Origin of the sequence: Flavobacterium pokkalii, from assembly GCF_014596575.1 — a bacterium.
Classification (GTDB): Bacteria; Bacteroidota; Bacteroidia; order Flavobacteriales; family Flavobacteriaceae; genus Flavobacterium; species Flavobacterium pokkalii.
This window is the reverse complement of sequence record NZ_NASZ01000024.1, coordinates 33,451-46,580: the sequence shown is the minus strand read 5'-3', so window position 1 is coordinate 46,580 and position 13,130 is coordinate 33,451. Positions and strand designations below refer to the sequence as shown.

Annotated in this window: 14 protein-coding genes; 9 read left to right on the top strand and 5 right to left on the bottom strand. The window is 33.7% G+C overall.

From position 1 onward, the window contains the following. Positions 1 to 35 precede the first annotated feature (35 nt). Positions 36 to 971 carry a YihY/virulence factor BrkB family protein gene (locus B6A10_RS13805; protein ID WP_188221335.1) on the bottom strand — a complete coding sequence of 312 codons (936 nt, stop codon included), beginning with the start codon at positions 969 to 971 and terminating at the stop codon, positions 36 to 38. Positions 972 to 993: 22 nt separating this feature from the next. Next, the gene (gene nadC, locus B6A10_RS13800) at positions 994 to 1,854 is read right to left on the bottom strand and encodes a carboxylating nicotinate-nucleotide diphosphorylase (RefSeq protein WP_188221334.1); all 861 of its coding nucleotides are present in this window, start codon (positions 1,852 to 1,854) and stop codon (positions 994 to 996) included. Between the two features lie 197 nt (positions 1,855 to 2,051). On the opposite strand from nadC, the gene B6A10_RS13795 reads away from it, so the two are divergent. The 3 genes from B6A10_RS13795 to B6A10_RS13785 all read left to right on the top strand — a co-directional run bounded on the left by B6A10_RS13795 (position 2,052) and on the right by B6A10_RS13785 (position 5,523). Next, positions 2,052 to 3,014 carry a c-type cytochrome gene (locus B6A10_RS13795; protein ID WP_188221333.1) on the top strand — a complete coding sequence of 321 codons (963 nt, stop codon included), beginning with the start codon at positions 2,052 to 2,054 and terminating at the stop codon, positions 3,012 to 3,014. A 111-nt stretch (positions 3,015 to 3,125) separates the two neighbouring features. Beyond that, positions 3,126 to 3,587, top strand: a complete 462-nt coding sequence (locus tag B6A10_RS13790; protein WP_188221332.1) for a cupin domain-containing protein — start codon at positions 3,126 to 3,128, stop codon at positions 3,585 to 3,587. Positions 3,588 to 3,600: 13 nt separating this feature from the next. After that, on the top strand, positions 3,601 to 5,523 hold the full coding sequence (locus tag B6A10_RS13785; RefSeq protein WP_188221331.1) for a mechanosensitive ion channel family protein: 1,923 nt from the start codon (positions 3,601 to 3,603) through the stop codon (positions 5,521 to 5,523). Positions 5,524 to 5,534: 11 nt separating this feature from the next. On the opposite strand, the gene B6A10_RS13780 is transcribed toward B6A10_RS13785, so the two are convergent. Further along, positions 5,535 to 6,329, bottom strand: a complete 795-nt coding sequence (locus B6A10_RS13780) for an AraC family transcriptional regulator (protein WP_188221330.1) — start codon at positions 6,327 to 6,329, stop codon at positions 5,535 to 5,537. Between the two features lie 101 nt (positions 6,330 to 6,430). Here B6A10_RS13780 and B6A10_RS13775 point away from each other — a divergent pair, with 101 nt between their 5' ends. Both B6A10_RS13775 and rlmH read left to right on the top strand, forming a co-directional pair. Next, the gene (locus B6A10_RS13775; RefSeq protein WP_188221329.1) at positions 6,431 to 7,639 is read left to right on the top strand and encodes an MFS transporter; all 1,209 of its coding nucleotides are present in this window, start codon (positions 6,431 to 6,433) and stop codon (positions 7,637 to 7,639) included. Between the two features lie 118 nt (positions 7,640 to 7,757). Continuing rightward, positions 7,758 to 8,231: a 23S rRNA (pseudouridine(1915)-N(3))-methyltransferase RlmH gene (gene rlmH, locus B6A10_RS13770; RefSeq protein WP_188221328.1), complete on the top strand. Its 474-nt coding sequence runs from the start codon at positions 7,758 to 7,760 to the stop codon at positions 8,229 to 8,231. A gap of 97 nt (positions 8,232 to 8,328) precedes the next feature. On the opposite strand, the gene B6A10_RS13765 is transcribed toward rlmH, so the two are convergent. Beyond that, positions 8,329 to 8,967, bottom strand: coding sequence for a hypothetical protein (locus B6A10_RS13765; RefSeq protein WP_238929412.1), 639 nt, complete (start codon positions 8,965 to 8,967; stop codon positions 8,329 to 8,331). 1 nt (position 8,968) lies between these two features. Continuing rightward, the gene (gene folP, locus B6A10_RS13760) at positions 8,969 to 9,793 is read right to left on the bottom strand and encodes a dihydropteroate synthase (RefSeq protein ID WP_188221327.1); all 825 of its coding nucleotides are present in this window, start codon (positions 9,791 to 9,793) and stop codon (positions 8,969 to 8,971) included. A gap of 73 nt (positions 9,794 to 9,866) precedes the next feature. Here folP and B6A10_RS13755 point away from each other — a divergent pair, with 73 nt between their 5' ends. The 4 genes from B6A10_RS13755 to tpiA all read left to right on the top strand — a co-directional run bounded on the left by B6A10_RS13755 (position 9,867) and on the right by tpiA (position 13,115). Next, positions 9,867 to 10,418, top strand: a complete 552-nt coding sequence (locus B6A10_RS13755; RefSeq protein WP_188221326.1) for a DUF1599 domain-containing protein — start codon at positions 9,867 to 9,869, stop codon at positions 10,416 to 10,418. Between the two features lie 2 nt (positions 10,419 to 10,420). After that, positions 10,421 to 11,524 carry a BT_3928 family protein gene (locus B6A10_RS13750; protein WP_188221325.1) on the top strand — a complete coding sequence of 368 codons (1,104 nt, stop codon included), beginning with the start codon at positions 10,421 to 10,423 and terminating at the stop codon, positions 11,522 to 11,524. 275 nt (positions 11,525 to 11,799) lie between these two features. Then, positions 11,800 to 12,321, top strand: coding sequence for a TlpA family protein disulfide reductase (locus tag B6A10_RS13745; RefSeq protein WP_188221324.1), 522 nt, complete (start codon positions 11,800 to 11,802; stop codon positions 12,319 to 12,321). A 41-nt stretch (positions 12,322 to 12,362) separates the two neighbouring features. Further along, positions 12,363 to 13,115 carry a triose-phosphate isomerase gene (gene tpiA / locus B6A10_RS13740; protein ID WP_188221323.1) on the top strand — a complete coding sequence of 251 codons (753 nt, stop codon included), beginning with the start codon at positions 12,363 to 12,365 and terminating at the stop codon, positions 13,113 to 13,115. The last annotated feature ends 15 nt before the right edge of the window (positions 13,116 to 13,130 follow it).

Here is a 13,130-nt window from a genome sequence, read left to right as displayed (position 1 = left end):
ATTATGACTTATTCGATTAGAGATGAATCCTTATTTTAGGACAATTTATTATTAGCTTCTCTCTTTTTTAACTTATTAATAACTTCATTAAGTTCAAAACCAAGTAATAAAATCATACAGTTAATCCAGATATAAAACATAACAATCAATAAGGTTCCGATAGAACCGTAAAGTTCGTTGTATTTAGAGAAACGAATTACCCAAACACCAAAAAAATACGAACTAATAATCGTTAAAATAGTAGTAAACACGGAACCAATAGAAATAAACGAACGATTTTCCTGATTTTTAGTTCCAAATTTAAACAGCACCGAAGTGGTTATTAAAATCATCAAGATTAAGAAAGCATAACGCCCCATTACCATCAACGGAATTTTTTCACTCAAAAAATCTCGGGCATTTAACTGTTGAATTACAACTTCAAAAACAACGATAATTGCTACGGTTAGAATCAACAAAACAGCCAAAAATAAAGACATTCCAACTGCCACAAAATACTGATGAAAAAAACCTCTTTTTACCAAAACATGTTTCGAATTTTCAAAACCTCCTAAAATAGCATTCAATCCATTAGCCATCAAAAAAACCGACAGTAAAAACCCCGAAGAAACTAATCCGGAATGACTGTTATGCAAAATATCATTGATAATATTTTTGATAGCATAAAAAGTATTGGGTGGAACTCCGTCAGCCACAAATTTTAAAAAATCATCCTGAAATCCCTCTATTGGAATAAACGGAATAAGGTTTAAAATGAACAGCGCAAAAGGAAACAAAGCCATGAAAAAACTAAAAGCAATAGCACCGGCACGATTAGACAGGGCACCTTCGGTTAAACCGATAATATACAATTCCAATAAATCATATAAAGACAATCCGCTAAGCCAACTGAGTTTTACTTTTTTTGCCCAATTGACAAAATTGCGCATCAGAGGTATCTTTTTTAGTCTTTGTTCTATTTCTACCGACATTCATTTTCTTTTTATAAAGCAATTAGTCAATCGCTTTTAAACTCAAATCCATATTATAAATTGAATGCGTCAACGCTCCCGAAGAAATATAATTCACACCACATTCTGCATACAAACGAATTGTATCTTCATTAATATTTCCTGACGATTCCGTTTGACATTCATCCCCAATAAAAGCAACTGCTTCCCTGGTCATTTCATAATCAAAATTATCCAATAAAATTCGGAATACTCCGCCTGCAGCCACAATTTGTCTTACTTCTTCCATATCGCGGGCTTCCACAATAATTTTCAAATCGCGATTGGTTTCTTTCAAATAGGTTTTGGTTTTAGCAATTGCTAACCCGATTCCGCCGGCAAAATCAATATGATTGTCTTTCAACATCACCATATCATACAATGCAAAACGATGATTTTCTCCTCCTCCAATCTTTACCGCCCATTTTTCGGCAACTCTAAAACCAGGAGTCGTTTTTCGGGTATCCAAAATTTTAGTTCCGGTTCCTTCTAACATTTTCACATAACTATTGGTTTTTGTAGCAATAGCCGACATTCTTTGCATCGAATTCAAAACCATACGTTCAGCCTTTAAAATAGACTGCGAACTTCCTGAAACATGAAACACAACATCTCCAAATTTTACCGGTGTTCCATCTTCAATAAAAGTTTCTATTTGCAAATTAGCATCCACGTAATTAAAAATCATTTTCGCAAATTCGACTCCGGCAATAATTCCGTTGTCCTTCACCAAAAGCTTTGCTTTTCCTTGTGCCGATGCAGGAATACAGGCTAACGAACTGTGATCGCCATCGCCCACATCTTCCCTGATGGCATTTGCTATTAATAATTCTAACTCGTTTTGAAATTGTGCTTCGCTAATCATTTTTTATCAGAAATTTATACCTCGCTAAATTAGGACATATTTTGTGGATAAGAAAATTTGTTTCCATATATAAGTTTTCACAAACAATCACTTCAAAAACAATTCACTGTAAATCAAAAGCTTAACAATGTTTTTATTATATTTACAATCGTTATTTCGTTCTTTTTCAAGGTTCTACCATCTAATCTGTATTCGTTATGAAAAAAATTTTAAAAATCATTGGAATTATTGTTCTTCTTATCGTTGCAATTGCTCTTATTGGATTTATTTACATCAGCGCAACAGACATCCCCAAATACCAGACATTAACTATCGATTACAAGGTAAAAAGCGATTCGGCTTCAGTAGAAAGAGGAAAAAAACTCGTTACGATGCTTTGTGCCAATTGCCATAAAGATCCTCAAACCGGAAAACTAACCGGAACACTCATGCGCGATGCTCCGGCAGAATTTGGTGAAATATATTCCCAAAACATTACTCAGGATAAAACATACGGAATAGGAAACTGGAGCGACAGCGAAATTTTTTACCTGTTACGCACCGGTGTTAAAAAAGACGGTCAATATGCTCCGCCTTACATGGCAAAATTACCCAATATGGCCGATGAAGACATTAATGCCATCATTGCTTTTTTAAGGTCAGATGACCCAATGATTCAAGCCGATGCCACTCCTGATACTCCTACCAAACCTTCTTTTTTGACCAAATTACTATGTCGCGTAGTCTGGAAACCATTTCCATTACCAACTGAAAAAATCAATTTACCTGATTCCACACAAACTATTGCATTAGGAAAATATCTGGCTCAAAACTTAGAATGCTTTTCCTGTCACTCCGCCGATTTTAAAACGAACAATTTCCTAAAACCGGAACTAAGTGAAGGTTATTTTGCCGGTGGAAACAGTCCCCTTGATACCGAAGGAAGAGTCAAAAAAACACCTAATTTAACACCTGATAAAGAAACCGGAATAGGCAACTGGACTAAAGAGCAATTTATCAAAGCTGTCCGTTTTGGAATGGTTGATGGTCAAAAAGCGTTGACCTACCCGATGATTCCTTACCCACAACTAACTGATACAGAAACCGCTGCTATTTACGAATATTTAAAAACTATTCCGCCGATTAAAAACAAAGTTGAACGATCAATTTACGAGGACTAATTTGCAAATTACCTGCTATTTAAAAAATTAATCCAGCTGAACTTTTTTAAGAAAAAACGACTTTTCATCAGAGATTTATGTAGTATATTTGGTGAAAACAATATTATTACAATGTCTGAAATACTTTCCGAAAACGAAAAAAAAGAGCTGATTGATTTGGTTTCGCAATACATCGACCTAAGTGTCACTCCTTTTAAAAAAGCTGAAAGAACCGTGGTTCGAATAGACAAAAGAAATCCGATGTATGGCGGAAAAGGCATTGTTTATTTACTACAAATGTTTAACGAAGGTGAATTGACCAATAATCGCATTGGAGCCTACATGGTTTTTAAAAACAAAGGGGACGAAGCCGGATTTCATACCCATGGCACCCGCCACGAAGAAGAACTTTATATTGTGATGCATGGCGAAGGCGAATATTCGGAAATGACTAAAAAAGATGGTATTATCCGAAAAAAAACACTCAAAAAAGGAAGTATTACAGCCATGAACGGCGAAGGTTTTCATTCACTCATTAATACTACGGACGAAGTTCTAATTGTTTTTGTCATTACTACCAATAATCCTCAATAAAGCTTTAAAATTTATGCCAAATAAATGCTGCCTAAATACCGTTCGAAAAACAACATTTTACCGTTTTTCCAATAGTTGCAATCTTGCGATTTTGCTTTTTATAATACTATTTGCAACTACTGTAAAAGCCCAAAATGACAGCATCAATAAAAAATCAGATTCTATTAATGCTGCAATTGTTCAGGATTTTAATAAAAAATTAGGCTTAATAGAAGCCCAACGAATAAGCGATTCTCTAAAAAAAGTTGCCTTAGAAACCGAACTGAAATCCTTAAAAACCACCGATAACTTAAAAAAAGCTGCTTTACAAAAACAATTACAGGCATTAAGCAAACAGGATTCTATTCGAATAGCGGAAAAAAAACAGCAAATTGACTCACTGCGAAAAACCGTTAAAGGACATCCTGTAGTAGGATTTTTCAACGACACCTTATTTATCATATACAACAAACTGGGAAGTTTTTCGGCAAAAGACCGTGCCAATGCTATTAGTGAACGTATCAGAACAATTGCAGGCGAATTAGCGTTCAACGGCAAATCCATCAAAATTGTGGAATCCGAAACGACCTTAGATATTGTAAAAGGCGAGCACATTATTATGAGTGTTTCTGAAAATGATGCTATTTGGAACAAAACCTCAAAAACAGCTTTGGCTCAGAAATATAAAATCATTATCAGCGATGCTATTATCAAATACAAACAGGAAACCAGTTTAAGCACCTTGGCTAAAGAAATTGGATTGGCTTTTTTGGTGCTGCTTATAATTTACTTTCTGATTAAATACATCAAAAAGTTGTTCTTTTGGCTGGAGACTAAAATCCGAAAAGAAGAAAATCATCGCATTAAAGGAATCAAAATTAGAAACTTCACCTTATTTGATGCACACCAACAAGTAAATGCTTTACTCAATGTCAATACTTTTTTAAAATGGCTGTTTATAGCACTTATTGTTTACATTGCCTTACCAATACTTTTTGGGATTTTTCCCTGGACAGAAGATTTTGCCGGGACTCTATTTGGCTATATTTTAAATCCTTTGAAAAAAATAGCTTTAGGATTCTGGAATTACCTGCCTAATTTAATTACTATTTTAGTCATCATTTTTGTTTTCAGATATGCGCTTAAAGGCATCCGCTTTTTGAAAAATGAAATTCAAAAAGGCAATCTGGAAATCCCCGGATTCTATGCCGATTGGGCTAATCCTACATACCAAATCATCCGAATTATTGTTTTAGCTTTCATGCTGGTGGTTATTTTCCCATACCTTCCGGGGAGTAATTCTCCCGTTTTTCAAGGTGTTTCTGTATTTCTGGGATTCTTGTTTACCTTTGGTTCAGCCGGTTCATTGTCTAATATTATAGCTGGATTAATCCTGACGTATATGCGTTTGTTTAAAATTGGAGACCGTGTAAAAATTGGTGAAGTAACCGGAGATGTTATCGAAAAATCTTTATTGGTTACCCGAATCAGAACGATTAAAAACGAAATTATTTCGATTCCTAATTCTACCGTGATGAATAGTCACACAATTAATTACAGCAGTGATGCGCCTGAAAAAGGACTTATTATCCATTCCACCGTTACAATTGGCTACGATGTTCTCTGGAAAAAAATGCACGAAGTTTTAATTGAAGCTGCAACCCGAACCGAATTGATTTTGCCGGAGCCAAAACCTTTTGTATTACAAACCAGTCTGGATGATTTTTATGTTTCTTACGAAATTAACGCTTATGTAAAAGAAGCCAACAAACAAGCAGTAATTTATTCTAATTTACATCAAAATATTCAGGATGTATGTAATGAAAACGGCATCGAAATCATGTCGCCACATTACCGGGCTGCCCGTGACGGAAGTCAGACTACGATTCCGGAAAATTATTTAGACAAAGATTATAAAGCGCCGCCTTTTCATTTGAAAATTAATAAAGAGGACTAAAAATTAAAAGTTTAGGCAAAATCTTCTAAAATATAATTAGAAGGTGTTTTGCCTAAATGTTTTTTAAACATAAAAATAAATGCACTGGTGGTTTCATAACCTAAATCAAAAGCAATTTCTTTTACCGATTGTTTTTCTCCAAGCCTTTTAATCGCTTCGAGTAATTTTAATCGAATACGCCAATCACTAAAATTCATTCCTAATTCTTTAATAAACAATCGGGACAAAGTCCTGCTACTCATACAGGAAATCTCCGCATAATATTCGATAGTGTGTTTACTGGCAACATCTTCAAGTAAAAGCTCAACAACATTACTCAACACTAAATGATTTGTAGTAGGTAAAAAAGTGGCACTTGGCTGAATCGAAGCCAATTCATCCATAAAAACATCCATAATTCTTCTTTGCGAAGGCGTAATTATTCCATCAATTTTAAAAGAAATAATTTTAAACAACAGCTGTTTTAAAAATTCAGAAATATCAAATGAAAATGTAGTTCCAGGAAGCCCGGCTGTAAATGAAGGATCTATAAAAACACTATACAAATTCACGTCTTGCTGAAACGAAACCTGATGCTCCATCCCTCCCGGAATCCATAATCCCTGCAACGGATTCACAACCCAAATTTGATTCTCTACAACCACATTCATTACTCCGCTACTGGCATAAATCAATTGTGCTCTGGGATGCGCGTGAGAAACACAAATCGCATTAGTAATTTTCTCGGTATACCCCACAACAGGTAATTCCGGATTGATTTGGAAACCATAATCTACTAAATAATATGTCTGATATTCGTTATTCATTGTCCAAATATAGTAATTCTGACAATGTTTTTTATTAGCAACTTTGTATAAAATATTACAGCTGTTATTTTAAAAGAATATTTTAAACAAAAAAACAATTCATGGAAAATGTCAAATCACATCAGGAAATAGCCCAAAAGACTATTTATTCGATACTATTTACAATAAGTTTTTCGCATTTTATAAATGACTTATTGCAAGCCGTAATCCCTTCAGTTTATCCTTTATTAAAAGACAATTTTAATTTAAGTTTTTCTCAAATTGGAATCATCACATTTACTTATCAAATGATTGCTTCCCTTTTACAACCTTTTGTAGGCATGCATACCGATAAAAAATCAAAACCCTATTCGTTATTAATAGGAATGTCTTTTACAATGGCAGGTTTATTTTTTATTTCAATAGCCAGTAGCTTCAATTATTTATTAATATCTGTCAGCCTTGTTGGGATTGGCTCTTCAATTTTTCATCCGGAATCTTCCAGAGTAGCGCATTTGGCTTCGGGAGGAAAAAAAGGATTAGCACAATCTATTTTTCAATTAGGAGGAAATGCCGGAAGTGCTATTGGTCCTCTTTTAGTAGCTTTGATGGTGATTCCTTATGGACAAACCAATATTATGTGGTTTTGTTTAATTGCTTTAATAGGAATTCTGGTTTTATACAAAATTGCTCTATGGTACAGTAATCATTTATCATTAAAAAATACAACTGCAAAGACTCCGGAAATTTTCATTCATCATTTGTCAAAAAAGAAAATTGTCTTTTCTTTATTCATACTATTAATTTTAATTTTCTCAAAATATTTCTATTTAAGCAGCATTACCAGTTATTATACTTTTTTTCTAATTGATAAATTTCATTTAAGTATTCAGGATTCACAATTGTATTTGTTTACATTTTTAGGAGCTGTTGCAACCGGAACCTTAATAGGAGGCCCTTTAGGAGACAAATTTGGAAGAAAATATGTCATTTGGATTTCCATCTTAGGCGCGGCGCCTTTTACACTTTTATTGCCCCATGTTAGTTTGTTTTGGGTAGGCATTTTATCTGTTTTCATTGGCTTAATTATATCTTCTGCCTTTTCAGCGATATTAGTCTATGCTACCGAACTCTTACCGGGAAAAGTAGGTTTGGTTGCCGGATTATTCTTTGGATTCGCTTTTGGAATGGGCGGTTTAGGATCGGCTGTTTTAGGTAAATTGGCCGACGAAACAAGTATTGCTCATGTTTTTAACCTTTGTGCCTATTTACCATTATTGGGTATTCTAACGGCATTTTTACCTAATATTGAAAGTAAAAAAACAACTTAATGACAAGCGTAAATTCGCAAATTTATTTTTATGCTATGCTTTAAATTTGCGAATTTGCGGTTATTCTTAAAATCAAAAACTAGTTTAATATCTTTGCACTTCGAAAATCATCCGCAAAATGAACATTAAACTTCTCGCTATCGGCAAAACCGACAATAAGGCATTACAAAGCTTAATTGACGATTACACCAAACGTTTGTCTTTTTATATCAAATTTGATTTGGAAATAATTCCCGACATCAAAAATGTAAAAAACTTATCCGAAAGTCAGCAAAAAGAGAAAGAAGGCGAATTGATTTTGTCAAAAATTAGTTCGACCGACCAATTAATTTTATTGGATGAAAACGGAAAAAACTTTTCCAGCGTAGGTTTTTCGGAAGAATTACAAAAAAAAATGAATTCCGGTATCAAAACCTTAGTTTTTGTCATTGGTGGTCCTTATGGATTTTCTGAAACGGTTTATGCTAAATCTCAAGGAAAAATTTCACTGTCCAAAATGACTTTTTCCCATCAAATGGTGCGTTTGTTTTTTATCGAACAATTGTATCGTGGATTTACCATTTTAAGAAATGAACCGTATCATCATCAGTAACTGATATTAGATTTCAGATTTTAGAATGCAGATTTCAGAAAGCAGAATATAGAAGCTTGAACTTTTAACAAAATCTATTTATCCTTGTTCTTAAGATTTAATGTATAAACTCATTTGGTGAAATCGGATTTATACTGTACAAATCAAATTTTCGTAACAAAATCTTATTTTGAATATATTCGCCATAAGTCATATTTTTATCAAATTGGGTAACAATTCGCGGTTTCAAAATAAACTGAATACTAAAAAACTCTTGTAACAAATCGGCTTTTTTTACATATTTCCCATTTAAAGAAACCAAATCGCTGCCTTTTTGGAAATAAATAACAAAGTCATTATTTTTAGGTTTTCCCATTTTATAATACACTTTGGTAAAAGCTAAAAACGCCAAATTTTCTTTTACTGTATCCGCATAAGAGTAATAATTCTCTGCATTTTCATTTTGATGTACTTTTTCATTGCGTTTTTTATCCTGCATTTTTATGACTTCAGGAATGACTAATTTTAAAGGCAAACGCTTATCGATATTAAAAATCCAATTGGTCGTACTAATACTATTTTTTCGATTCACTTCTGCCAACGTATCTTTTTCATTAACTCTGAAAAAAATATAAATCGGTGAATGATCCTGAACATCACTCACTACAGTTGTATCGGATTTTGGCAATTGAATATCTTCTTTATTTCCGCAGGAAGCGAGTAAAAAAACGATAATAAGACTAAAATATTTCATCATTTTAAGCATTCAGTTTTTCAAACAATTTCACACATTCCACTGCCTCTTTCACATCATGAACTCTCAAAATTTGAGCGCCTTTGATCAAAGCCACCGCATTTAAAAAAGTAGTTCCGTTCAAAGCTTCGTCGGCACTAATTCCTAAGCTTTTATGAATCATCGATTTTCGGGAAATCCCAACCAGCAATGGCAATTCTAAATTATGAAATAATTCCAGTTTTTGCATTACTTCAAAATTTTGTTCTATAGTTTTGGCAAAACCAAAGCCCGGATCTACAATCAAATCGTTTATTCTTAAACTTCTGGCCTGAGCTATTTTTTCTGAAAAATAAAACATCATTTCCTTAACCATATCGTCATATTCCGTAAGACTTTGCATGGTTTGCGGAGTTCCCCGCATGTGCATCATAATATAAGGAACCTGATATTGAGCAATTACTTCCATCATTTTTTCATCCAAATTCCCGGCAGCAATATCATTAATTATAGCAGCACCGTTTTCAATACAGGCACTAGCCACTTTACTTCTAAAAGTATCAATTGACAACAAAATATCCGGAAAATGTTTTACTAACAATTGCACAACCGGAACAATTCGGTTCAGTTCTTCTTCTTCCGAAACAAATTCGGCGCTGGGTTTACTCGAATAAGCCCCTAAATCGATAAAAGTAGCTCCTTCAGCCAGCATTTTTTCAACTTTTGCAATAATTTCTCCTTCGTTGGAATACCTTCCTCCGTCAAAAAATGAATTGGGCGTAATATTTAAAATCCCCATTACTTTTGGCAGCGATAAATCGATGAGCTGCCCTTTGCAATTAATTGTCATTTTCAAATCTTTGTTTTAAAGTTGAATCCTTTTCCCTACTTTTGAGAAAATTTTAGACAAATATACATCAATAATGAAGAATACTTCTCAAGAATTTGATCAGGTAATTGCAATTTGCCGTTCGTTATTTCTTAACAAAATGCAGGATTACGGAAGTGCCTGGCGCATTTTAAGATTGCCTTCCTTAACTGATCAGATTTTTATTAAAGCCCAAAGAATCCGTAGTTTACAGGAAAATGAAATTCGAAAAATTGACGAAGACGAATCCGGAGAATTCATCGGAATTATCAATTATGCGATTATGGCTTTAATTCAATTAGATTTGGGTGTTGTGGAACAACCGGATTTAGATGTGGCAAAAGCAACACAATTGTACGATGCCAAAGTGCAATTGACCAAAGATTTAATGGAAGCTAAAAACCATGATTATGGCGAAGCCTGGAGAGAAATGCGCGTAAGTTCTCTTACTGATTTGATTTTGCAAAAATTACTTCGCGTGAAACAAATTGAAGATAATAAAGGAAAAACAATCGTTTCTGAAGGAATTGACGCTAATTATCAGGACATGATTAATTATGCTGTTTTTGCTTTAATATTAATGGGATTTGCTAAAAAACAAAAATAATTATGAAAAACGCCATCACTCAGTTTTCCAGACTATTTGTTGGAATTTTATTTATCATTTCAGGTTTAATCAAACTAAACGATCCGGTAGGTTTCTCTTATAAATTAGCCGAATATTTTAGCGAACCGGTTTTTAATCTTCCCTTTTTAGAACCTTTTGCTTTGACATTAGCCCTATTTTTAGTGATTGTCGAAGTGCTTTTAGGAATTATGCTGCTCATTGGTTACAAATCCAAATTTACCATTTGGAGTTTGTTGCTCATGATTGTATTTTTCACCTTCCTGACTTTTTATTCTGCTTATTTTGATGTGGTTAAAGATTGCGGATGCTTTGGTGATGCTTTGCATCTTACACCTTGGCAATCCTTTTCCAAAGACGTTATTTTGTTGTTTTTTATCTTCATTTTATTTGCCAATAAAAAATTAGTAAGACCTTTATTCAATCATAAAGGAGTGCAAAATTTAGTTACTTCTTTGGGATTAGTAACTGCCATTTTTCTGGCTTATCACGTTTTAAATCATTTGCCTATAATTGATTTCCGCCCTTACAAAGTGGGTACAAACATTCAAAAAGGAATGGAAATTCCGGAAGGCGCTCCAATGCCGGTAGTACAAATGACTTTTATTTATAAAGTAAACGGAGTCGAAAAAGAATTTACCGAAAACGACCTGATGAATCTTCCCGAAGGAGCCGAATTTGTGGATCGAAAAGACAAAGTAATCAGCGAAGGCTACATTCCTCCTATTCATGATTTTACAATGATTAAAGACGGTTCAGATTATAAAGACGAGCTTTTACAGGAACCTAAATTGCTAATGTTTGTTAGTTATGATTTAACTAAAGCCGACGAAGACGGAATGCAGGACTTAGAAAAACTAAATCAAACGGCTCAGGCAAAAGGCTATAAAGTAATTGGCATGACCAATTCTTCAGAAGAAGAAATTGCAAAAGCGCAGAAAAAATACAAACTGAAATTTGATTTTTACACCTGCGATGCTATTGCTTTAAAAACGATAGAAAGAGCAAATCCAAGTATTGTTGTTTTAAACCAAGGAACTATCACGCAAAAAGTACATTACAACGATATTAAAAAATTGAAATTATAAAAAAGACAAACTCCTAAATTGACGATTCCGGTTCATTTAGGAGTTTTTTTATTCATTTTACAGCTCCAAAACAGTCAAAAAAGACTATTTAATAGTCCGTTTTTAAGACAAATTTAAAATTTCAATGATTTTATTTCAAAAAAAACCGTCTAACTATTACGTTTTCTTTCGTTTTTTTATAACTCTAAAAGCTGTATTTGTTATTTTATTTAATAATTTTCAAAAAAAAACATTCCGTAAACAGCAATCAAATTGTTTATTTTAACTTTGGAACAATGAAAAAATTAGGTACAACAATCGTTATTTTACTTCTTTTGGTGGGTATTTCCTGTTCGAAATCCAATGAACAAAAAACAAGATTTTCTAAAAAAGCATTAACGGCAACCGTTCTAAACACTGAGGGAAACTCAATTGCTTTCGAAAATATTTTAGCCCAAAACAAAGGAAAAAATTTGGTGATTAAAATTTGGGCCAGCTGGTGTCGCGATTGCATCAAAGACATTCCAAAAATGAAAAGCTTACAGGAATCCTATCCTGAAACCAACTTTGTTTTTATTTCCATGGATGACAGCGCCAATTCCTGGAAATACGGAATAGAAAAATACGAATTGGAAGGCTCGCATTTTATGGCAAAAGATCAAATGAAAGGCGAATTTGCCAAAGCTATAAATTTAGACTGGATTCCTAGAACAATAGTTGTTGACAAAACCGGAAAAATAGTCATTTATCGCGCTGTTGAAACCGATTTTGAAAAAGTGAATTCGACTTTAAAGCAATTAGAAAAAGAAACAATTTAAGAATTATAAACAAACAAAATTTAAATACAATACTTATCAAAATGAGAAAAAAAATTGTAGCAGGAAACTGGAAAATGCACAAAAACGCAGCACAAACCAGCACATTATTAGATGAATTAATCTCAAAAGTACCTTCTGAAACCAGAGCTCAGGTTATTGTTGCGCCAACATTTGTAAATTTGGCAGCTGCTGTAAATCAATTAAAAGGAACAAACATCAGTGTTTCGGCACAAAACGTTCACCAAACAGAGAGCGGAGCTTTCACAGGAGAAATTTCTGCTGATATGTTGACTTCTGTTGGAGTAAACACTGTAATCCTTGGACACTCTGAGCGCAGAGCAATCTTCCACGAAACAGATGCTTTAATTGCTGATAAAGTAAACACAGCTTTAAAACACGATATGACCGTTATTTTTTGCTTTGGTGAAGAATTAAAAGACCGTCAGTCAGGAAATCATTTCAACGTAGTTGAAAACCAATTAAAAGATGGTTTGTTCCAAATTGATGCTAAATCTTGGGATAAAGTGGTTTTAGCTTATGAGCCAGTTTGGGCTATTGGTACAGGAGAAACTGCTTCTCCGGAACAAGCTCAGGAAATGCACGAGTTCATCAGAGAAACGGTTCTTAAAACGTACGGAAAAGAAGTGGCTGAAAATGTAACTATTCTTTACGGAGGTTCTGTTAAACCTGAAAATGCTAAAGAAATTTTCTCTAAACCGGATGTTGACGGAGGTTTAATTGGTGGAGCTGCTTTAAAAGCAGATGATTTTGTAGCTATCGTTACAGCTATCTAAAAATAACATTTATAC